This window comes from Pseudomonas arvensis (assembly GCF_056688935.1).
Genome location: NZ_CP162038.1, coordinates 2,435,647 through 2,457,521, shown reverse-complemented (window position 1 = coordinate 2,457,521; position 21,875 = coordinate 2,435,647). Strand labels below are relative to the sequence as shown.

Below are 21,875 nucleotides of genomic sequence, written 5' to 3'. Positions count from 1 at the left end.
AACCGGCTCTAGCCGTGTCTCTTGGCCGACTCAATTTCAGCCTTTAGTTCAGACCAGACGCTGGCGCTGACAAGTCGTATCAAGCGGCCGGCCATGGCGGATAAACATTTACCCGCCAACCCCTGCCTGGCTCTCTTCTTGATCAGGCATTCAATATCCGCGACTAACTGCTCTTCATCGAAGTACCACCACACCGGTGGTACGGGCGCCAACATGTTACTGATACATACCGGCGCCACTCTCTCAAACAGAGCAAACTCCACGTCGCTGATGGAGTAGTTTTTTGCAACCCTCGCAACGTACTCATAGTCAACCTCACTGCCTACAAACAAACTAGAGAGCGCCGACCAGAGCTGGTGTTGTTCTAGTTGATTTGCCACTGGGTAAATTCCTCAATCTCATCATCCAGAGAGTCTGCAAGTTTCGATGCAACCCAGCCCGAAGCAGCCCCGCCCGCGAGCATTAAGCCGATTGCACAAAACGGTGCGCCCGGCCCGCAGACGGCAGAGACGGCCAGGCTGGCCAGCGCAGTACCGGCGACCCCGCCGCTTATCGTAATGCCCTGCTTGATAGCCTCTTTCTTCTTATTCTCAGCATTGGCGATTTCGTAAGTTGCATAAACGATCGTTACCACGATCAACACCTTGCCTGACACCTTGAGCACTTTGTTTAACGTATTGAATCCGGCATTAGGCCTGGCCGAAGACTCTACAATCTCGTAATACATGGCATTCTTTTGTTCAGGATTTAGCGCAACGAAGGTCTTGCCGAACTTCCTGGCGGCTTTTTCATCCAGCAGTTTTTCCAAACCGGGAGAAACAATCTTTCTTTTTTCGGCAATCGCCCGTCCGGGCACCGAGGTTTTCTTCCGAGTTTCCGCCATGATTTTATTGCGTGCTTCATAGCAAAACTCAGCGGCCTCCTTTACTGAGATATTCCCCGCAGTTACTTGCGACAGCACCTGGGCTTTTACCCGCTTGACATTACTGTTGTAGTTATCACGCAGCCTCGCATCACTTATAAAGTCCGAAGAGAATTTGAGCGCCGCCCCCTCAAAACTCTCAAGAGCACGCTCCAACGTATCATCATCAATCTGATGGCTTTGTCGGGCCAGGTAGTTCCGATAAAAAGCATCCATACCGGTTACTCCGTCAATTCGCTTAATAGTTGTTCTGCGCCGCTGGGTAATTCTTCCTGAAGTTCCAGGTTCTGCACGTTGAACCCGACACAGGAGTTACCCGTAAAAGCATAAAAACTGACTTTGCTTTCGCGATCGAACTCACCCTGCAAGACCTCGCCATCGTCCATCGTCGCGGTGCATTTCATGCCTTGGTAATTTGATCCCGGAGGGGCACAGAAGCTGATCCACTTCTCGGTCTGCTGCAGTTCGATTTTCAAGCTACCCGGCATCCAGGTATGGACGCTCATGGTCTTGCCGTCCTTGTCAGTCACACCGCTGAATACCTCTCCCTGCTGAGTGGTTATTCGGTAGCGAGTGAATCGGAGCGCCGCCTGGGTGGCGTCTTTCAAGGTATAGCCACCGGCGTATCCGGTGGGCAACACTGATGCCGGCGTCTGAAGACTGGCGCTGCCAAGTTTTTGCACGTGGGCGGCCTTGAGGTAAATATTGCCGGGCGCACCCAGCTCGATATCGCCGCCCTTGAGGCGGATATAGGCCCCACCGCAATTGATCACTACCTCCCGTGGCGCACTGATTTCCACACGTCCTTCAACGCTTTCGATTTTGAGGTCGGACTTTGCCAGGGCGTGAAGGCTATTGCCCCGAGCATGCAGTTCGACCTTGCCTTTATCTGCTTTGAGTTGCAGCTCACCACGTTGAGCGAACACGCTCACGCTGGCCTCGGCGACTGCGGTTATGTCGTGACCAGCGGTGATATCGGTGTTGCGTGCCGCCATAATGCCCACGCTCTCGCCGCCGGAAGACAGGCACAGGGCCTTCGGGGTGAGCACGCCAATACCTGCCGGCGCATGGAGCAGGACACAGGGCTGTACGAGTCCTTTAAGCCGCTGCTGCAGACCCAACTGGCTATCGATGTCTGCGGGGTTCACTTCGGCGCTGCTGGCTGCCTGTGCCATGGAGCGCGCAAGCGACAACGCCCCCTCCAGTTGTGTAATGGCTGCCGCCATATCCAACTGATTACCTTGAGCTTGTCTCTGTTCATCAGCACTGATAAACACCCCCTTGCCCCCCCGAATCGCGCCCCAACCATCGGTGCGCAACTCAAACCCCTCCCCGCGCTTTTTCTTCTTGCCATCCACCAAATGCCCAAGATTCAACTGGCTCTTGCCACTGTGCTCAGTACTCAGCTTGACGTGCTCCTGCCCCCGCGTGTCGTCCAGGCGCAGTTTGTTATTGGTTGGGGTGCGCAGGACGTTGCGTTTGTAGTTGCGCAAGGTCACGTGGTCGACGTGCTGGCTGTCGTGCAAGGCGTGGGCGATGTAGGGGCGGTCGGGGTCGCCTTGTTCGAAGGCCACCGCCACTTCGGTGCCGGCGATCAGCGGCAGGTGCAGGCCGTGGGTATCGCCCGCGTAGGGCCGGGCCAGGCGCAGCCAGAGGCTTTCCTGACCGAGCGTCCAGGTGTCGCGGTCAAACAGGAAGTTCACTCGGTAGCGCCCCTCCAGGTCGATATGGGCGTAGGCATCGTTGGCCTGGTTGCTGGTTACGCGCGCGGGGATAGTGCCGGCGATCAGGGGTTTGTTCTTGAGTTCTGGGCGAAAGCACACGCTTTGCGAATAAGGGATGGCCTCGAAGGTGGCGATGAAGCTGCTGTCACGGGCGGCGACGGTGGTCAGGCCGGTGATGACTGCCCCAGGTTTGAAGGCCTGTGGGGCGCCGTCGGTAACGTTGAGCACCTGGCCTGGGGCCAGGGTGGCGCTGCTGGTGATGCCGGCGAGGTGGGTCTGCTCGTTGAGGTAGCGCTCGTGGCGCAGGCGTGCGTAGAAGTGGCCGCTTTCGCTGAGCAGGTCTTCGTCCTGATCCAGCCGGTCGCCGAGCGCTGTGTAGGGTTCGGCGTAGTGGTAGGCCTCGCCGTAGGTGGTTTTGGCGCCGCGAGTCTGGTCAATCTCGCCGCTCAGGTGCGCGTGGGCTTCGCGGTGGTGGTAGGCGCGAACATGCACCTGTTGCTCGACCACCTGGTGGTTCGATTGCAGGTTCCACACGCCGTCCTGGGCAGTGCTGCCGAGGCCCGACTGCGGGCGGTATGGGAGCTCAACGTTGAACTGGTACAAGCGTTGGTCGTCGCAGAACTCGACCACATCGATGCCCAGGCGCTCGTCGCTGCTGAAGCGGTACCAGATGCCCACTTCGGCCAACAGGCGGGTGATGAACGCCAGGTCGCTTTCGCCGTATTGCATGACCTGTTCGCGCTTGGGGTAGTCGCGTTTGAGGCTGAACAGAAAGTCCTGGCCTTCAAAGTCGTGGCGGCTGCGCAGGAGACTGTCGACGATCTGCGGCACCGATTGGTGCTGGTAGATGCGAAACTGCCGACCGCGCGCGAGCAGGGCCAGGCGTGGCTGCAGGGTGATTTCATAGCTGGCCTGGTCGTTGGAGCCGCACTGGCGCCTGAAGCCGGTGACCACGCCGCGCAGGGTACGCAGGGGCTTGATGGGGGGCGGCGTCAGCCCCAGCAAGGGCAGTTTTTGCGCCGGGGCGTGCAGGCTGAAGCGGGCGTGCTGGCCGAGCAGGGTTTCGGCGGCGAGGTCACGTTCGGTGCTGGTGAATTCGATGTGGTAGGCGAAGGGTTCGCTTAGCCGTTCCTGGCTGTTGAAGGCCAGGACGTCGAGGTGGGCGTTGACGTTGCGAACGCTCAGGGTGTGGCGGCTGTGGTCAAAGAAAGTCAGCATGTTCACACCTGCGAGGCGACGGCCTGAACCGTGCCTGGAAGATCGTCGAAGTGCAGGCTGATACCGTCTTCGGCGCTATAACCGAAGCGCACACCCTGGGTGCGTTGCTGTGCTGCTCGACGCTCCAACAGTTGCTGGCTGAGTACCGGCAGGATTTGCTCGTTGAGCAGGCTGTCGATATTGCGTGCACCCGAATCAGGCAGCAGGCAGGCGGCAACCAGCGCGTCGCTCAGGGCGTCGTCGCTCCGGCACTCCAGGCCGTAATGGCGTTGCAGGCGTTTGGCAACCTGGGCCAGCTTGATGGCGACGATGCGCTTGAGCGCATCGGCTTGGAGCGGGCGATAGATGAGGGTCTGGAAGCGCGCCAGCAGCGCCGGCTGGAAGTGGTCGCTCAGGATCGGCCGCAGTCGTTCGTACAGCATGCTGTCCGGTGCGTCGGGTTGCGCCTGCACACAGCGGTGCAACAGCTCGCTGCCGAGGTTGGAGGTCATGAGAATGACGGTGTTGCGAAAGTCGATCTCACGGCCTTCGCCATCGCGCATGAAGCCGCGATCAAAGACCTGATAAAACAGATTGAGCACGTCGCGATGAGCCTTTTCCACTTCGTCGAGCAGCACGACGCTGTAGGGCCTTTGCCGCACCGCTTCGGTTAAAACCCCGCCTTGGCCATAACCGACGTAGCCGGGTGGCGAACCTTTGAGCTGGCTGACGGTGTGGGCTTCCTGGTACTCGGAAAAGTTGAGGGTGATCAGCGATTTTTCGCCACCGAACAGGCTATCGGCCAAGGCCAGGGCCGTTTCGGTCTTGCCCACGCCGCTGGTGCCGACCAGCAGGAACACACCCAGCGGCGCCTTGTCATCGGTGAGCCCGGTTTTGGCCGCCCGCAGGCGCTGCGCCATGGCGTTCAGTGCCGAAGCCTGCCCGATCACACGTTCTGCCAGTCGCTGTTCCAGCATCAGCAGGTTGGCCTGTTCGTCCTTGAGCAGAATGCCCAGCGGCACGCCAGTCCAATCGGCAATCACGTGCGCAACGCTGCGCGCGTCCACATCCAGCGACAGCAGCGGTTGGTTGCCCTGGATCTCGCTCAACTGCTGCTGTAGTTGCTCGCAGGTCTCACGCTGCGGTGGCTGGGCCTGACGTGCATCAATCAGCTGTTGGGTGACGTCGAGTTCCTGTCGGTATTGCTGCTCCAGATCGAGGTACTGGCGTTGCAGCTCGGCGTGTTGTGCGGCGATCACTGCCAGGCGCGCATCAGCCTCCTGGCCGCCCATGCGCTGATCCTGCTCCAGCGCTTGCCGCTCCAGTTCCAGGGCCACTTGCCGGGAGACCAGGTGGGCCAGCGCCTGCGGCTCGCAGTCCAGGCTCATGCGCACGCGGGCACTGGCGGTGTCCAGCAGGTCGACCGCTTTGTCGGGCAGTTGCCGGCCGGTCAGGTAGCGTCGCGACAGGCTGACAGCCGCCTGCACCGCCGTATCCTGGATGTGCACACCGTGATGGTTGGCGTAACTCGCCTTCAGGCCTCGCAGCATCAGGCAAGCATTCGCGTCATCCGGCTCCTCAACCTTGACCCTTTGGAAGCGCCGTTCCAGGGCGGCGTCGCGCTCAAAATACTGTTTGTACTCGCTCCAGGTGGTCGCGGCGATGGTGCGCAATTCGCCACGGGCCAAAGCCGGCTTGAGCAGGTTGGCTGCGTCGGCCCCGCCGGCCTGGTTGCCGGCGCCGATCAGGGTATGGGCCTCGTCGATAAACAACAGCACAGGTCTTTCGGATTGCTGTACGGCGTCGATCACGTTTTTCAGGCGCTGTTCGAATTCGCCCTTGACCCCGGCCCCAGCTTGCAACAAGCCCAGGTCAAGGGTGCGCACACTGATCGACTTGAGGCTGTCCGGCACCCTGCCTTGGGCGATGCTCAAGGCCAGGCCTTCAACCAGTGCTGTTTTGCCGACACCAGGCTCGCCCACCAGAATAGGATTGTTCTTGCGCCGACGACTTAGGATGTCGATGACCTGCCGAATTTCGTCGTCGCGGCCAAATACCGGGTCGATCTTGCCTTGCGCCGCCTGGGCAGTGAGGTCGTGGGTGAATCTGTCCAGCACTGCCTGCAATGAACCCTCCTGGCTGACACGGGGTGGAGCTGTGGCGAGCTCGCCGCAGATGTCGGCGGCACTCCCCGACTGGGCAGGTGCCTGCAGTTGCGGACACTCCTCGGACGTGTGATCCAACAGTCCCGAGAGACGCTGCAACTGGACGTGGCTGAGGCTGAGCAAAGGCCAGGCGGACTCACACGCCAACAGGCCTGGTGTTTCCATCAGCGCGCTCAGAAGATGCACTGAGCGAAGGTTGTCGTTGTTGTCGTCCAGCGAGGCCAGCACCCAGGCATCACGGATCAGTTGCTGCAATGGCTGAGACAACTGCGGTTTGCTCTGCACACTACGCGGCAGCTGATCAATATGTTCGAGCAACCCGTACCACAGCGCCTCCAGATTCCACTCGTAGCGACGGGCGATCACCGTCAGGTCACCTTCGCCCTGCCCCAGCAACTTGAGCAACCAGTGCTCAATGCTGATCTGCGCATGTGCCCGGTTCTGGCACAACGAAGCCGCTGCACTCAATGCCTGGGCGCAGTAGGGGTTGAGACGGCGAAGCAAGCGGGTGGAGTTGGGGGCCATACGGTTGCGTCCTTGTGCAAAGATTCATTAAGAAATGGCGTCTGGAATCGATGTGATTGGCTGAGCGTCCGCGAGCAGGCGCTCAACCCAGCACACCGGGGCCAGCAGGCGAAAGCGCGCCTGCTGCTCCATACGTATCAAGCGCTTTGGCGTTCATTCCAGGAGTCGGAGTGGATGATGTTGCCGTCCTTGTAGGTCCAGGTGACCTTCTCGTAGCGCAACTCAATTTGTTCCAGATGGTTGTGTTTCTCTTTGCTCGGGTCTTTGACGTCGTGCATTTTCGGCGCGACTTTCACCACCTTGACGTTCTCCAGCTTGGTGATGAAGTACTCGACTTCCTGCCCGGCATCGTCGATGCGGTACCACTTGAACTCGGCACTCTTGAGGGTTTGCCCGGTGGTCACGGCCTTGTAGAGGTAGGGGCTGGACGCATCGATCTCCTTGGAGAACAGAAAGGGGGTATGAACCCGCGCGCCGGTCAGCTTTCCGGTGTTGTTGTCGGTGGGGATGTACAGGCTGTGATCCTGGGCGACCACCTCGATACTGCCCACACGCTTATCGACATTCACCGAGCCTTTGATTTCGGCACCACCATCGTCTTGCAGCCAGAGGTAAACGGGAATTGCCATGTGAAGCTCCTTTTCTCAGGAAGTTAAACGTCGCGGGATGCGACAGGGGGTTGTCTGTTCGGACCAGGGGTCGCGAGCTCGCAGGCCCCCGCCTCTGGTACCAGGCGGATATCGACGCGGCGATTGGCGGCACGCCCCGCCTCGGTGTCATTACTCGCTATCGGATAAGTGGCGCCGAAGCCCTGCACCGCAAAGCAATTGGCAGGAATACGCCCCATGCGCTGCATCCAGGCGTGCACGGCGGCGGCACGGGCGTGGGAAAGCCGAAGGTTTTTTTCGGAATCGCCGGTGGCATCGGTGTGTCCCGCGATAACGATCAGCCAACCTGGCTGAGCCTTGATATCGACCAGCGCTTTGATCAGGACGTGGGTCGAGCCGGCTTTGAGCTGGGCGCTGCCGGGAGCGAACAATGACAGGCTGTCCAGCCGTACTGAACTGGCGCTCCGCTCGGGTTTTGTAGCCGGTGGCGGCTCACTGTGGGCCGCCAACACCGCCTGGAGCGGTGCGCGCAACTGCTCGCCGCGATACAGGCCCAAGCCAAAGGCCAAGGGCACGCCGTGCCGGTAGTAAGCGTCCAGGCGCTGGGCGTGCTGCCGGAGTACGCCCAGCGCATTTTCACGCCAAAGAAACTCACGCTGATTACGCTGGGTCGGCACAGGTATAGCCGAATAGCGCCGCAGGTCATCACTGATCTGGCGCGCCAACAGGGTGTTCTGCCATGCCGAGCTAGCCAGAGCGATGACGAGCGCGCCGGTGAACAACCAGAGCGCAACGACGCTTGCGCGTTGCAGTGGGGTGCGTAGCGGTCGCAGCGCAAGGAGGTTGAGCAACGGATCGGGAAATGGCAACAGCACATCCGTCATGACCTGCCGGTTATCCGCCAGCGCCACCCTACTGTGCAACCATTGCTGCCAAAGGTTTTCGGGTACCGCCTGAGGCAGCGACGGCACCAGTTTGATCACCCACGTCGTTGCCAGGCAATTGCGCGAGTTTCGAGCGACGAGGTGTGGCCGCACCGCTTCATGCAACCAGGTCACAATGCTGTTGAGCTGTACGCTCGCGTGCATCCGCGCAGCCTGTAGGAACCTGTCGGAGGTCTGCCGCTGCCATTCATCCGAACTGACACATGCACCGGCGTCATGGACGCGGACTTCGGCATGGCCGTTGTCCCAACAGAACCATGGTTCCTCGCCCTGCAAGGTTTGCAGGTAGCTCGCGAGCAATAGTGGCAGTGCGCTCCCACGCTTGCGAGCCAGGGCAAGCTGATCGCTGAAACCGCGCACCTTACCCGCGAGGATTGCACCGTCGCTGTGAACGCCTGGATTGACGATATACATCACACCCAGTTGCCCTGCCCACTCTGGACGCAGCGCCAACAGTGCGTCGGTGACAGCCGGCAGTTGCTCCACGTTCGGTACACGCACATAGCAACCCAAGGCCGTAACACGCAGGGCCAAGTGCTCGGCCGGGATCTCACCGAACAGATTGTTCAGACTGTCTCCGCAGACCAGTACCACTGGGTGACGAAACGACGTCACAGGCAATGCCACGTTATCCGCCAACCTAAACGCCCCTGACAGGCGCTCGGCTCGGCGGTTCTGCGACACCCAGACCCAGGCGACACAACACACCGCGATCAACACCCCGAGCGCTCGCACCCACAGTTCAAGCGGAATGATGACCAGTAAAGCCAAGGCCAATAAGCCCGCCCACAGGTAAAGAATTCGATGCAGGTTGAAGGTCATCGTCCGCTCACCCCTGACCAGGCATAAGCAAAGCCATCGCATCGCTCAACAACTGATCCAAACCCCATCCCGTAGCCGCAAGCAACAAGCCCATCGCCAGGATCTGGATCAGCGGTGAGTGCAGCCAGGACAGGCACGCAGGCACGCCTGCGCGGGCCGCTTGCGTAACGAGGGTTTGCCTGACCTTGCGCGGAGTGACCTGCGCGTCAAGGGCAACCCGCAATTGCTCACGTTCAGGATCGTCCAGGTCACGGTAGCGCCCGCGAAAACCCAGCATCAATACCCGCTGGAATGCGGTCAGCACATGCCGATCAGGTGCCGGCCCGCGCAGCACTTCGCGTATGTCTTCATAAAGAAACTCACCCGCCTGGTGACGGTTGAAAAACTTGGCCTGCAGCGGTTCGCTGGCCCACGACGCCCGCGCATCATCGCTGGCGCAGGTCAGCACCGTCTCGTCGAGCAACGCACATTGCGCATGGCTGATGTGATCAATGCTGCGTTGACCAAGGCCCGCCAGCTTGAGCTGCTGGCGCACCTGCTCCACTTGCGCCGTGCAAAGCTGCTCCAACTCCCGACTGTTCTGCACCGAGGCTCCCTGGCGCAACTCAACCACCAACAGATAGGTGTCCTGCAGCAGCGCATCGATATCCACCGCAGCCGAATTGCGCTCTTCCAAAGACGTCACTTTCATGAGCGCAGCACCGCGAACAGTTCAAGCTTGACGTCGGCCAATGTGCTGGGGACGTAGAACGCGCAAACGCCTTCGTCCAGCATTGCCTGCCCACTGGGATGGCCGAGGTCCAGGGCGAAATATTGATTTTCCAGGCGTAATGGAATCGCCGCCGGCACATGGCTGAGCGACTGCAACGGCACCCCATCAAGCGCCGCATTGACCAGGTAGTTGACAGCGTCGGGCGTGCCGATCTTGCACAAGCGCGGGAACTGATCCTGCAACTGCGCCGCCGGTAGCCGACAACGCACTGACAAATAGAAGTCGGCACCGTTGCGTTCACGCAGGCGCGGGTCATTGAGCGTGACTTGCCAGCGATTGGCCCCACGCGCCTCCAGTAGCAAGGCAACGACCCGCGACGGCAGGCTGGCCTCCAGCAGCAGGGAAATGCTGTGCATCAAGGGTGGGAATACGGCCTCCAGATGCGCGTGTCGATAAGCCGGGATTTCATCGACATCGTGCTCCAGTGAAAACGTCAGCAGGCCGCCCGCCAGTTTGATCAGCACTTGATAGACATGCTCTGGATGACGCGCCGCAAATGCACGCAGATCCGCCAGCACCGGCTGATAGGTGTTCAGCGCATTAAGCAGCCAGAACAGCGAGACATCGGCCACCGCAAAGTCGGCCATGCGCTGATTGCTTTCGCGCCGCATGCCCATGAGCCGTTGCCGCTTGGCAGCTAACTGGGTCAACAGGTTGTCCAGTTGATTCACCAGCCCAGGATGCGCGGCGAAGCTGAGCAATGGCGGCACGAAACCGAGGTCGAGGCTCCAGGCCCCTTTCCCGTCTCGCACCAGACGTGCGACCGGACACGTTACGTAATCCGGGTTATCGTCACTGTGAAGGCGCAGGCTCAGCGCGTGTTCCAGCACACCAATCGACTGGGCCTCGTCTGCGTAGATATCCTGAACCTGACGCCAGTCCTGACGATAACGAGTGGGCCGATCAACTCTGCTGCCTTCAAACACGCAGTTGTTGCCGTTGGCTTGCTCCAATGGCAGCGCCAGTAGCACGGTCACTTCCTGAACCTCGTCGGTGAGCAGCGCCGCCAGTTCCAACGCGGGAGGCAGCCGATCCATGCATTCGGTGTCGACCCATGTGCCATCCGGCATTCGCACTTGCAACAGAGCGGCCTTGAGCTTGCCCAGTCGCAACGCATCCAGGTCGAACTCCACAGCCTGGACGCCCCAGGGATGTACCCAGGTCAGTAGAGCGAGCTGGTTATTGGTCCAAGCCTCGTAGCGTGTCTGCTGCTGAAATTGCTGCGGCGACAGCAATGCTCCGGCGGCCCATAAAGGGCGATCGATCTTCATGGCATCGTTTCCCTACGATTGAATCAGGCCTTGGCCTTGGGCATCTGCGAAACCAGCGACAGGTTCACGTCCATGCCCTCGACCTGGAAGTGCGGCACGGCGTACAACTTGACGCGGAAGAAGCCCGGATTGTCATCAATGTCTTCGACCGTCACCTTGGCATCGCGCAGTGGATGCGAGGCCTGCAGGTCATCGCCGGGGTCTGTCATTTCGGTCACCAGCCCGCCAATCCATTTGTTCAGCTCAAGCTCCAGCAGACGTCGGTCCTTGGTAGTACCGATGTTTTCGCGCTGGATCAGCTTCAGGTAATGGGCGATGCGTGAGAGCAGAAAGATGTAAGGCAAGCGTGCGTTGATTCGACTGTTGGCGGTGGCGTCGGCCGTGTCGTACAGCGCCGGTTTCTGCGCGGAATTGGCCGAAAAGAAACATGCATAGTCGCGGTTCTTGTAGTACGAGAGCGGAACGAAGCCGAGGTTAGCGAATTCGAACTCACGGGTTTCCGGGATCATGACTTCGGAAGGAATCTTGACCTGATTACCGGTGCCCAGGTCGTACAGATGGATCGGCAGTTCCGTCACCGCGCCGCCCGATTGCGGCCCACGAATCTGCACGCACCAGCCATTGGTGATGAAGCTTTTGACCATGTTGGCCGCAAAGGCAAATGAGGCATTGGTCCACAGGTATTTACCGTGATCCGGACCCTTGACGCTTTCGATGTAATTGAAATTGCGTACTGGAATGGTGTCGGGGCCATAGGGCAAGCGCCCGAGGACGCGTGGCATGGTCAGACCGATGTAACGTGCATCGTCACTGTCGCGGAACGCCTTCCACTTGATGTATTCAGCGCGGTCAAAGTAGTTGCCGATGTCCTTGATCGCGGCAACTTCTTCCATGGACTCTTTGCCGAAGAAGGCTGGGCCGACCGCGCCCACAAATGGCATGTGCGCGGCGGCGGACACTTTCGAAATGTTGCGCAGCAGGGCGATATCCTGAGGGCTTCGGTCGAACTCGTAGTTGGAGATAGCTGCTGCAATCGGCTCACCGCCGGGAGTGTCGTACTCCTGGGTATAGGTGTGCAGATACAAGCCGCTCTGGGCGATTTCCGGCGCATCCTCGAAGTCCTGCACGAGGTGATCCTTACTGATATCCAACAGTTCGATGCGCACGTTCTGACGGAAATCCGTCTGATCAATCAGCGACTTCACGCCACGCCAAGTCGACTCGACACGTTGGAAATCCGGATGATGCATGACTGCGTCGAGTTGACGGCTGATCTGCATGTCCAGGGAGGCGATGTGTTCGTCCAGCAGGACTCTATCCAGACGCTCTACTTTCTGCGGTGATTGTTTAAGCAACTTTAAAAACACGCTGACCGCTGCGGTCACCCGCTCATCGGCTGATACCTCAGACAGCGCGTCGGCGTTTTGAAACGCTTCTATACCACCCATCGTTACTATCGGGTTTAGATTGATCTTGCTAAACAGCGCACCGTAAATACCACCGCACGCTTCAGTTAACACAGTAGCGCTGCGCGATTGTTCGCTGGAACCTTCTACAGTCATAACGGCACTTCCCTTTAAAAAGCATGAATTAAATCAACGATCTTCCACAGGCGCCAAGGCAGCCAGCTCCGTCCTTAGTTCATCACTGAGCGCGTCATCTTTGAGAATACGCTCTAACTCGTGGCGAAAGGTCACGTTATCCAGCAAGTTCGATTTGAGATCGCGCAACAGGTTGCGCATAGCCAACAAGGCCCGTAGTTGCGGAATCTGCCTCGCTACTTGCTCGGGCTCAAAGTCCTTCATACAGTGAAAGTTCAGTTCGACAGACGTATCAGATGCCTCGTCGCTCAACGTATCGGGAACGGCGAGCTTCAGGCTGGGCGAGAAGTCCGCCAAGACGCTGTCGAGGTTGTTTTTATTGATGTTGACCTTGCCTCGCTCTGACAGCGGACGTTGCTCCTGGCCGTTGCTGTAGTCACCCATCAGCATCAGTTTAAGTGGCAGTTCAATCTTCTTCTGCGCACCACCGGTATGCAGGTCAAGCTTGATATTGATCCTGGCTTTGGGTACTTCATTTTGAAAGCTGCTTAAAGTCATAACTCCATCCGTAAGTCGCCTTTTCAACAGCGCAGTTAGCCATTGAAAAAATAAAGACCGAAATCCATAGAGAGAAAATGGATTCCTTACTGGAAAAGCCAACGCACTACCCGGCCGCTGGCAAACTCCTTCTATTTAGAATGAAGTATTGCCTTTTATATTTACCACCCCCAAATCACGGGCAAGAGCTTTCCGAGGCGCTTTGCGGAAACTTCCCACAAATTGCCCAGATCGGCCCTCTCGCAATCAACGTTTAATATTTAACTACGAACACAAGAAAGATCCGTCAGAGCTTCAAACTATTTGTAGGCAATCACTGTAGGAAGTTTTATTAAAATAACAAAAAGCGGACACTCTCTTACAGTTATAGGCGCTGTGTTTATAACGTAAGAGGCAATCAAGGAGGAACAGTTAAACCGCCCAATCAGGAGGAAACACTTCCGTACCGTCAAGCAGACACCGAAGCGGAAGCGGCGGCAGGTGCAGAGTACTGCCCGCCACCGCTGGTCAATATCGTAAAAATTGAAATTTACGCGTGCGCAGTCACACCTCCCGCGCCTTCACCTTCAAATGCCGCGCATACCAAGGCCGCTTCGGCACCCGCTTGAACAAGCCTTTGAGCGCATCGTCATCAGCGCCAAACGTAATCCTCAACGCGAGCTTCATGGTCTCCGGGTCCATTTCCATCGACTTGCCCATCTGCAAGCCCGGTGTGGTGCTGCAGCCATGGGTGTCCGGGCCGAGCCACGGATCGCCGACTTCGACCCAGCGGCCGGGTGCGAACCAAGCCACGCCGTTGACCTCCAGCCGGCTGACTTCGCCTGGATTGAAGCGCTCGTGGGCGCGGAACCAGTCTTCGATGCGGTCGTCGATCCAGCCGTGGAAGTGCCAGAACACCGGGTTTACGTGGGAGGAAAACGGGTCGCCAAGGAAGTCGTTTTCAGCGGCATACCAGCGTGCGGCAAAGTCTGCTGGGTCACGGGCAAAGGGTACTGGCGCGCCATTGGAGGGGTCGCGGGGCACCGAGGCCCAGCGCATGTGCAGCCAGTCGTGCAGGCCCAGTTCCATTTGCGAGCCCAACTGCCCAAGCGTGAATTTGGCCAGGTAACGTGGGTCGCGGTATTGGGACTCCCAGACCTGGAAGTTGCTGTGGTAGGTCTCTTCGGACTTGATGTCGCTGACCCACTGGGTGTATTCGCTGTCGTCCGGGGCTGACCAGGTGGGCGGCAGCGCGAAGCCATCGTGGTTGTCGAAGTAGCGCACAAAGCCCAGGCGATCACGTTCCAGCGCCGGTTGCGGCTCGGGGAAGGCGGGCCACGAGGGCAAGTCCTGCATGGCACGGGCGGTGCCGAGCATGTGCCGGTGCATGAAGAAGAAGTCGATACCCGAGCCGTTGCGGTCTTTGCGTTTGCCACGGGCATCGCGCTCCTGGCCACGGGGCCCGGGTTGCCAGCCGATGCCGCGCAGGGCGTCGCGCTTTTCTTCGGAGAGTTTGTGCCATTGGTCGCGCGTAGCGTGCCACAACTGGTGGAACAGGCGGTGTTCGGGGGCAATCAGCCACGCGAGCAGCGTCGGGTTATGGCCAATGCGCTGGCGGGCTTCGGGAAACAGTTGTTTGTGGGCGATAAAACGGTTGTCGCGCTCAGTCAGCGCCAAGGGGCGATCAAGGTCGAGGATCTGCCCGCTGAGGGTGCCGCTGCCGGCGTTGCCGAAGTCGGCCCAGACTTCATCGAGGGTCATCTTGAATTCATAGGCGGGCCGGCCATCGGCCGCGTCGCGGTCGATCAGGCGCCAGTAGAGCAAGGCGCCCTCGCCCGTCAGCAAATCGCCCAATACGCGATAACGTGGTTCGCCTTCGGCACGCAGGTTCGCAGCAGTGTCCAGGTAGCCGCGCAGGCCTCGGCCACGGGGTGCGATGTCGAGCAGCAGCTCCAGACCTTGCAGCGGCAGGCCCTTGAGGCCCGCATCGCGGCCTTCCAGGCGCAGGCTCCAGACACCGCGCAAGGTATTGGCCAAGTGTTGGCCGGCAGTGTCAGCCAGATCCACCGTGGCTTCGCCGGGGGTGATGGGGAATTCTTCACGCGTCCACTCGCGATGGGCATAGAAGGCGGCCGGCACAGCGGCGCCGGTGAGCGCGAGGCCTGCGATGAACCCACGTCGAGAGATGGTCATTGTTTACCTTAGGAAACGGCTTGATCAGAGCTAGAACGTTTGCTGACAGGGGAAATTTACCGCTGCCGCCTCGCCCGCCTAAATTTCCCCGCGCATTGCTCGTTCCTCCCTGATAGCGAAGGCCTCAACTGACTGAGATGGCAATGACAAAATCACGTTCGAAAAAGGCGCTGTACATCGGCCTGCCCCTGGCCCTGGCGGTCGGCGCTGGCTTGCTGGCCTGGGATCATTGGTTCAGGGGCAATGCCGGCTACCCGCTGGAGGTGATCAAGCAGGCCAATGAAATGCAGGACCGCCTGCTGTCATTCGACAGCCATATCACCGTGCCGGTGGATTTCGGCACCGCCGGCAAGGAAGCGGACAAGGACGGCAGTGATCAATTCGACCTGGTCAAGGCCAGTCGTGGCCGCTTGTCCGGCGCCGCGTTGACCATCTTCGGCTGGCCAGAGATCTGGAACGGCCCCAACGCACCACACAAGCCCACCGAAGGGTTCGTAGAAGCGGCACGCCATGAACAGGAAGTGCGCTACAAGATCATCAGCGCCATGGTGCGCGACTTCCCCAACCAGGTTGCCATTGCCTACACCCCGGATGACTTCCGGCGCCTGCATGGCGAGGGCAAGTTTGCGATCTTTATGAGCATGCTCAACGCCTACCCTCTGGGCAACGACCTGAACCAACTGGACCTGTGGGCCGCGCGCGGCATGCGCATGTTCGGCTTCAGTTATGTGGGCAATAACGCCTGGTCGGACTCCTCGCGCCCGCTGCCGTTTTTCAATGACAGCCCGGATGCCCTGGACGGCCTGTCGGACATTGGCAAGCAAGCTGTGCATCGCCTCAACGACCTGGGTGTGATCATTGATGTGTCGCAGATGTCCACCAAGGCCCTGGAGCAGGTGGCACAGCTGAGCCGTACGCCGATGGTGGCTTCTCACTCGGCACCGCGAGCATCGGTGGATATTCCGCGCAACCTCAGCGACAAGGAGTTGCAGCTGATCAAGCACAGCGGCGGCGTGGTGCAGATCGTGGCCTTCTCCGCCTACCTGCGCCCGCTGAGCCAGCCGACCCAGGACAAGCTCAACGCTCTGCGCGCCCGCTTCGACCTGCCGCCCCTGCCGAACCTGGCCATGGCACTGATGCCCGGCGACCCCATCATCGCGGCTTGGCCCGAGCAGCGGTTCGGCGAGTACGCCAGCGCGCTGTACGGCATCCTCGAAGAAGAACCCAAGGCCACCCTCAAGGACCTCGGCAACGCGATCGACTACACCGTGCGCAAGATCGGTATCGACCATGTCGGCCTGTCTTCGGACTTCAACGACGGCGGCGGCATCGACGGCTGGAACAACGTGGGCGAAATCCGCAACGTCACCGCCGAGCTGATCCAGCGCGGCTACTCCGAAGCCGATATCGCCAAGCTGTGGGGAGGCAACTTCCTGCGGGTGTGGGACCAGGTACAAAAATCCGCCAAGCCATTGGCCAACCGCTAACCACCTGGAAGCCTGTCCATGACCGACCGCCGTACGTTTCTCAAGCAGGCCGGGGTATTTGCCGCCAGCCTGCCGCTTGGCGCTGCCATCCTGCCTCACGCACAGGCAGCCCCCACGCAAGACCCATGGACGGGATTCAAGCAACTGTTCAACCAGGACCCGGATTACCTGCATTTCTCCAATTTCCTGGTGGCCTCGCACCCCAAGCCGGTACGCGAGGCCATCGAGCGCTACCGTGCGCAGATCGACCGCAACCCAGGGCTGGCCATGGACTGGGACCTGCAGGAAACCTGGAAGCGCGAAGGCCAGGTGCGCGAATGGGCCGGTCACTACCTGAAGGCCACACCCCCGCAGATCGCCCTGACTGGCAGCACCTCCGAAGGGCTGGCGATGATTTATGGCGGGATCAAGGTGCGGCCCGACCAGGAAATCCTGACCACCGTTCACGAGCATTACGCTACCCAGAACGTGCTGGATTATCGCGTCCTCAAGCAAGGCACCCAGGTCCGTCGGATCACGCTGTTCGACAATGCCAACCAAGTGTCCGCCGACGAAGTGCTGGGCAATATCCAGCGCGCCATCCGGCCCAACACCCGCGTGCTGGGGATGACCTGGGTGCAGTCCGGCAGCGGCGTGAAGCTGCCCATCGGCGAAATCGGCAAGTGGGTGGACGAGCACAACCGCGACCGCGACGAGCAGGACCGCCTCCTCTATGTGGTGGACGGCGTGCACGGCTTCGGCGTGGAAAACCTCGATTTTCCCGACATGCACTGCGACTTCTTCATCGCCGGCACCCATAAATGGATGTTCGGCCCACGCGGCACCGGCCTGGTGTGCGCCCGCGACCCCGAGAACAAATACGTGACACCCATGGTGCCGACCTTCTCCGAGGACAAGGATTTCGCCACCAGCATGACGCCGGGCGGTTACCACGCCTTCGAGCATCGCTGGGCGGCGGACGAGGCCTTCAAGCTGCACTTGCAGTTGGGCAAGGCGCACGTGCAGGCGCGCATCCATGCGCTGAATACCGAATTGAAAGACCAGTTGCTGGCACAACCCCAAGTCGAACTGGTCACCCCGCGCAGCACCGAGCTGTCCGCTGGCTTCACCTTCTTCCGGGTCAAGGGCCAGGACAGCGACGCGGTGGTGGCCCATATGATGAAACACCGCGTGGTGATCGATGCAGTGGAGCGTGATGTCGGCCCCGTGATCCGCACCTCGCCCGGTCTGCTTAACAACGCCGACGAAATCCAGCGGTTCATGACCCTGCTGCGCCAGCGGGTGTGACGCTTACTTTTCCCTTTGAACGAGATGCCCACATGATTCCATTCCGACCCAAACCCTTGAGCGCCCTGGCGCTGATGGCCCTGTGCAGCGCAATGCTGCCGGGCCTGGCCCAGGCCGCCGCGCCACAACCGGGCAAGGTGTTCAAGGACTGCAAGGACTGCCCGGAAATGGTCGTACTGCCCGCCGGCACCTTCGCCATGGGAACGCCTGAAGATGAAGTCGGACGCGAGCCGGATGAAGGCCCGATGCATGACGTGACCTTCGCCAAACCGTTCGCCATGAGCCGCTTCCACGTCACCGCCGGTGAATGGGACAGCTATGTGCGCCAGAGCGGTGTGAAGATCGCCAACGGCGACGAACGCCCGGGCCGCGAATGCATCGCCAGCAAGCCGCGTTACCCGCAAGGCCCGCGCCAGCCGGCGGTGTGCATGGACATGGACGACATCAAAGCCTACGTCGCCTGGCTGTCGAAAAAGACCGGCCAGAAGTACCACATGGTCAGCGAAGCCCAACGTGAATACGCTGCCCGCGCCGGCTCCACCGGGCCGTTCCCGTTCCCCTTCGATGAAGGCAAGGGCTACAGCATCGCCCAGCACGCCAATACCTATGGACCGGCAGACGGCTACAGTTACTCCTCGCCCGTGGGCAGCTATCCGCCGAACGCGTTCGGCATGTACGACATGCACGGCAACGTCTACGAGCGCGTCGCGGACTGCGAACACACCAACTACATCGGTGCCCCGACTGACGGTAGCGCCTGGGTGGAGCCGAACTGCGAGTCCTATCAGATTCGCGGCAATGACTGGGGCGAAGCACCCGTGTTTTCGCGCTCGGGCAACCGCAACACCATCTACCCGCAGACGCGGGGGGACTGGATCGGTTTCAGGGTGGTGCGTGATCTCTGATAACGCACGCTGAAATCGGCATAAAAAAAACCGCCTGGCATGTGCCAGGCGGTTTTTTTATGTCTGGAGGAAGCTGGCGCGAGCGCCCGCTTCCGGTGGGTCAGTGAATCAGAAGGCGTACTTGGCGTTGATCATTGCGTTGCGCGGTTCGCCGTAAGAGCCCGACGCGAATGTGCCAATACCGTCGTAATATTTCTTATCGAACAGGTTGTTTACATTCAGACCAACGGTCAAGTGCTCATCCACTTTGTAGTTCGCCAACAGGCCCACCACTGCAAACGGATCCTGCGTCGCCTTGTAGGTAGGGCCGGTATATTGTGGAATTTGCCCCTCGGCGTACATCTTGCTCTGCCAGGTCACATTGCCGCCGATGGTCAAACGCTCCAGGTCACCCTGCAAGCGGTAGGTAGTGCCGAGTTTGAGGAGATTGGAAGGCTGGTTGGTCTGGACACGCTCACCGTTCTTGTCGTGCGACTCACGATAGGTGTAGCCACCAAATACGTTCCAACCAGTGGTCAACTCGCCCGAGATCTCGGTCTCAACACCGCGCGTACTGGTACCGCTGATCGCTTTATAGGCCGCCTTGTTGGAGTTCGGATTGGCGACTTCCTCAGGGCTGTTCTTCTGTTCTACGTCAAACACCGCAATGCTGGCGTTCAACGCACCGTTGAAGAACTCACCCTTGAGTCCAATCTCATAGTTATCGCCCTGCAACGGCTCAAGAGACTTGTTATCAACCGTCTTATAGAACGTCTGCGGCAAGAAGATGTTGGTATAGCTGGCATATGCCGAGTACGTGTCATTCAGCTCGTAGACAATCCCTGCATAGGGAGTGACAACCCCGGTTTTTCGAGTTTTGTCAGTGGCTTTGGTCTGATTCGAAATGCTCGTTACGCGATCTTCCTGATCCCACCAGCTAACACGGGTGCCAAGAATCACGGTCAATGGATCGAATGGCTTTAGACGTACCGCACTGTAAATCCCGGATTGCTGCAGGGTCGTAACCGTTCCACCATTTTCTGCGAACTTCGGCCTGGCGAATTGGCGACCATCCCAGGCGAAAATATTATCCACCGCTGCGAAGTCCCCATCGGCTCCGGTGCTGACGTAGTCAGGGAAGTTCAGGTGCGTGCGCGAGGTGCTGGCACCGACTACCAACTCATGCTCACGCCCGCCCAAAGTGAACGGCCCGGTGGCAAAGGTATCCAGGGTGTCTTGCGTCTGATAGCTATCCAGGCGGCTGATGTAGGCGTTCGCGCCGACGCCTGTCACTGGGTCGGGCGCGCCATTACTGGCAGAAGCACCTTCCCCTTTGCGATAACTGTATTGGTGGCTGTAGGCGGTTTTCCAACTCCAGTCATTACCCAGCTTGTGATCCAGCATGGTGCTGAAGTTGTAACTGGTGTTGTCCTGGAATGCCCAACGGCTGGCAGGGTTGAACGAACGAGAGAAGTTAGTCTGCTTACCCGTGTTGTAGAACAACGGGATATGCCCGTATGTCGTGCCATCAGCGTTGTTGTTCTGGTAATCGAGGCTGGTGCGTAACGTGGTGTCGTCGCTCAAGTCGATGTCCAACGCCCCGTACATCACGCGTTTTTCTTGCTTGTACCAATCAATGAACGAGTTCTGCTTCTGATAAGCCGCGACAAACCGCCCGCGTACGTTGCCGGTTTCCGTCAACGGGCCGGACACGTCCACCTCGGAGCGGTAACGGTCCCACGCACCCGCTTCACCGGAAACGTAGCCTTGGAAGTCTTTGGTCGGACGCTTGCGCACCAGGTTGATGGTGGCAGACGGAGTGCCTGCACCGCTCATCAGGCCGGTCGCGCCGCGCACCACTTCAACGCGGTCATAAATCGCCATGTCAGACAGTGGGCCGGTGTACTGCTGGGACTCGTTGGCCACTTGCGACGGAATGCCGTCGTACTGGAAGTTCTGGATTGAGAAGCCACGGGAATAGAAAGAATAACGCTCGCTGTCGCGATGGTTGATGCTGATGCCCGGCGTGAAGGCCAGGACTTCGTTGAGCGTCGAAAGATGCTGATCATCCATCAACTGGCGGGTAATCACGCTGACCGACTGAGGCGTTTCACGCAACGACAAAGGGAGCTTGGTTGCCGTGCTGGTGGCCCCTGTAGTGTACGAACCGGTATTTTCGGTCGTCGCCCCAAGCCCCTCGGCACTGATGGTGGTTGCCCCAAGGTTCAGCGCAGAACCGCTGGTGGGCGTCATCACGATGTAGTTGCCGTTCGCTTCGCGACTGGCCTGCAAGCCACTGCCCGACAACAGTCGAGACAGGCCTTCATCCACGCCGAACTGCCCTCTCAGCCCTGGGGTGGAGCGCTGGCTGGCGAGCGCCGGATCGTAGGAAATCGATACGCCGGCAGACGAGCCGAATGCCATCAGCGCATCCGACAATTTACCGGCCGGGATCGCGAAGGCAACCTTGCCCGCTTCACTCTGGGCAAATGCAGCGCTCGGCATCAATGTGGCAGCAGCTGGCACAGCCAGCGCGGCACCCAGCATCATCAGACGCACGGTCTGCGGCAATTTCTTCAGCGCGTAATGCTTGGGCGTAGACAACCAAAGGAAATAAGGCATCGACAGCAATCCTTGAACAGTGAGGCGTGTGATTGGCAGAAATAGTGGCGTCTTTGAGCGCCTCTGGTTAATAAGACGGTTCAGGTAATGAAAACCAGACTCATTTACCTGCTTATTTTTCACCGCGCCTCCAAACGCACTCGACCAACAACCGCGAGGACTATTAATGCTCGGGCGCGCCAGCTCATCGAAATGAAAGCGTCCACGGGAGAGGAACGGCGTACCGGCCTACGGGTGCCGACCGAAGAACGCGGCCGCATCAAGCTATAACGTGGGACGGCAGGACAAATTTAGGCCCCGCGCTCAACGCAATAAGGCTAAATCGCGCCGCAGTCGAAACGTCTCCTACAAAAGCCCGCGAGCGATCAAATGGA

At 59.5% G+C, this 21,875-nt stretch carries 15 protein-coding genes; 3 read left to right on the top strand and 12 right to left on the bottom strand.

What is annotated here, in order from left to right; genetic code table 11:
* Positions 1-8 precede the first annotated feature (8 nt).
* The 11 genes from AB3G88_RS11220 to pvdP all read right to left on the bottom strand — a co-directional run bounded on the left by AB3G88_RS11220 (position 9) and on the right by pvdP (position 15,221).
* Complete coding sequence (locus AB3G88_RS11220; RefSeq protein ID WP_480454037.1) at positions 9-380, bottom strand: DUF7079 family protein; 372 nt, start codon at positions 378-380, stop codon at positions 9-11.
* The gene (locus AB3G88_RS11215) at positions 365-1,138 is read right to left on the bottom strand and encodes a hypothetical protein (protein ID WP_112194897.1); all 774 of its coding nucleotides are present in this window, start codon (positions 1,136-1,138) and stop codon (positions 365-367) included. Before AB3G88_RS11215 ends, AB3G88_RS11220 begins: the two co-directional genes overlap by 16 nt.
* A 5-nt stretch (positions 1,139-1,143) precedes the next feature.
* A complete protein-coding gene (locus AB3G88_RS11210) occupies positions 1,144-3,864 on the bottom strand; it encodes a type VI secretion system Vgr family protein (RefSeq protein ID WP_480454036.1) in 2,721 nt (906 codons plus the stop codon).
* A gap of 2 nt (positions 3,865-3,866) precedes the next feature.
* Entirely contained in the window at positions 3,867-6,533 is a 2,667-nt protein-coding gene (gene tssH / locus AB3G88_RS11205) for a type VI secretion system ATPase TssH (protein ID WP_480454035.1), read from the bottom strand.
* 137 nt (positions 6,534-6,670) lie between these two features.
* Entirely contained in the window at positions 6,671-7,162 is a 492-nt protein-coding gene (locus tag AB3G88_RS11200) for an Hcp family type VI secretion system effector (RefSeq protein WP_112194891.1), read from the bottom strand.
* A 23-nt stretch (positions 7,163-7,185) separates the two neighbouring features.
* Positions 7,186-8,907, bottom strand: coding sequence for an OmpA family protein (locus AB3G88_RS11195; protein ID WP_480454033.1), 1,722 nt, complete (start codon positions 8,905-8,907; stop codon positions 7,186-7,188).
* Positions 8,908-8,914: 7 nt separating this feature from the next.
* Positions 8,915-9,598, bottom strand: coding sequence for a type VI secretion system protein TssL, short form (gene tssL, locus AB3G88_RS11190; protein WP_480454031.1), 684 nt, complete (start codon positions 9,596-9,598; stop codon positions 8,915-8,917).
* On the bottom strand, positions 9,595-10,950 hold the full coding sequence (gene tssK, locus AB3G88_RS11185; protein WP_099584239.1) for a type VI secretion system baseplate subunit TssK: 1,356 nt from the start codon (positions 10,948-10,950) through the stop codon (positions 9,595-9,597). Before tssK ends, tssL begins: the two co-directional genes overlap by 4 nt.
* A 23-nt stretch (positions 10,951-10,973) precedes the next feature.
* Positions 10,974-12,512: a type VI secretion system contractile sheath large subunit gene (tssC, locus tag AB3G88_RS11180; protein ID WP_480454029.1), complete on the bottom strand. Its 1,539-nt coding sequence runs from the start codon at positions 12,510-12,512 to the stop codon at positions 10,974-10,976.
* A 33-nt stretch (positions 12,513-12,545) separates the two neighbouring features.
* The gene (gene tssB / locus AB3G88_RS11175) at positions 12,546-13,049 is read right to left on the bottom strand and encodes a type VI secretion system contractile sheath small subunit (protein WP_099584246.1); all 504 of its coding nucleotides are present in this window, start codon (positions 13,047-13,049) and stop codon (positions 12,546-12,548) included.
* A gap of 543 nt (positions 13,050-13,592) precedes the next feature.
* Entirely contained in the window at positions 13,593-15,221 is a 1,629-nt protein-coding gene (gene pvdP / locus AB3G88_RS11170; protein WP_099584237.1) for a pyoverdine maturation tyrosinase PvdP, read from the bottom strand.
* A gap of 143 nt (positions 15,222-15,364) precedes the next feature.
* Between pvdP and pvdM the strand changes: the two genes are divergently transcribed.
* From pvdM to pvdO, 3 genes are read left to right on the top strand one after another with little or no spacing between them, the layout of a single operon-like run.
* Positions 15,365-16,708: a pyoverdine-tailoring dipeptidase-like protein PvdM gene (pvdM, locus tag AB3G88_RS11165; protein ID WP_112194881.1), complete on the top strand. Its 1,344-nt coding sequence runs from the start codon at positions 15,365-15,367 to the stop codon at positions 16,706-16,708.
* Positions 16,709-16,726: 18 nt separating this feature from the next.
* Complete coding sequence (gene pvdN, locus AB3G88_RS11160) at positions 16,727-17,995, top strand: pyoverdine-tailoring periplasmic protein PvdN (protein WP_158879328.1); 1,269 nt, start codon at positions 16,727-16,729, stop codon at positions 17,993-17,995.
* Between the two features lie 32 nt (positions 17,996-18,027).
* The gene (gene pvdO, locus AB3G88_RS11155) at positions 18,028-18,900 is read left to right on the top strand and encodes a dihydropyoverdine dehydrogenase (RefSeq protein ID WP_480454026.1); all 873 of its coding nucleotides are present in this window, start codon (positions 18,028-18,030) and stop codon (positions 18,898-18,900) included.
* Between the two features lie 108 nt (positions 18,901-19,008).
* On the opposite strand, the gene AB3G88_RS11150 is transcribed toward pvdO, so the two are convergent.
* Positions 19,009-21,501, bottom strand: a complete 2,493-nt coding sequence (locus AB3G88_RS11150) for a TonB-dependent siderophore receptor (RefSeq protein WP_480454024.1) — start codon at positions 21,499-21,501, stop codon at positions 19,009-19,011.
* Positions 21,502-21,875: the final 374 nt, after the last annotated feature.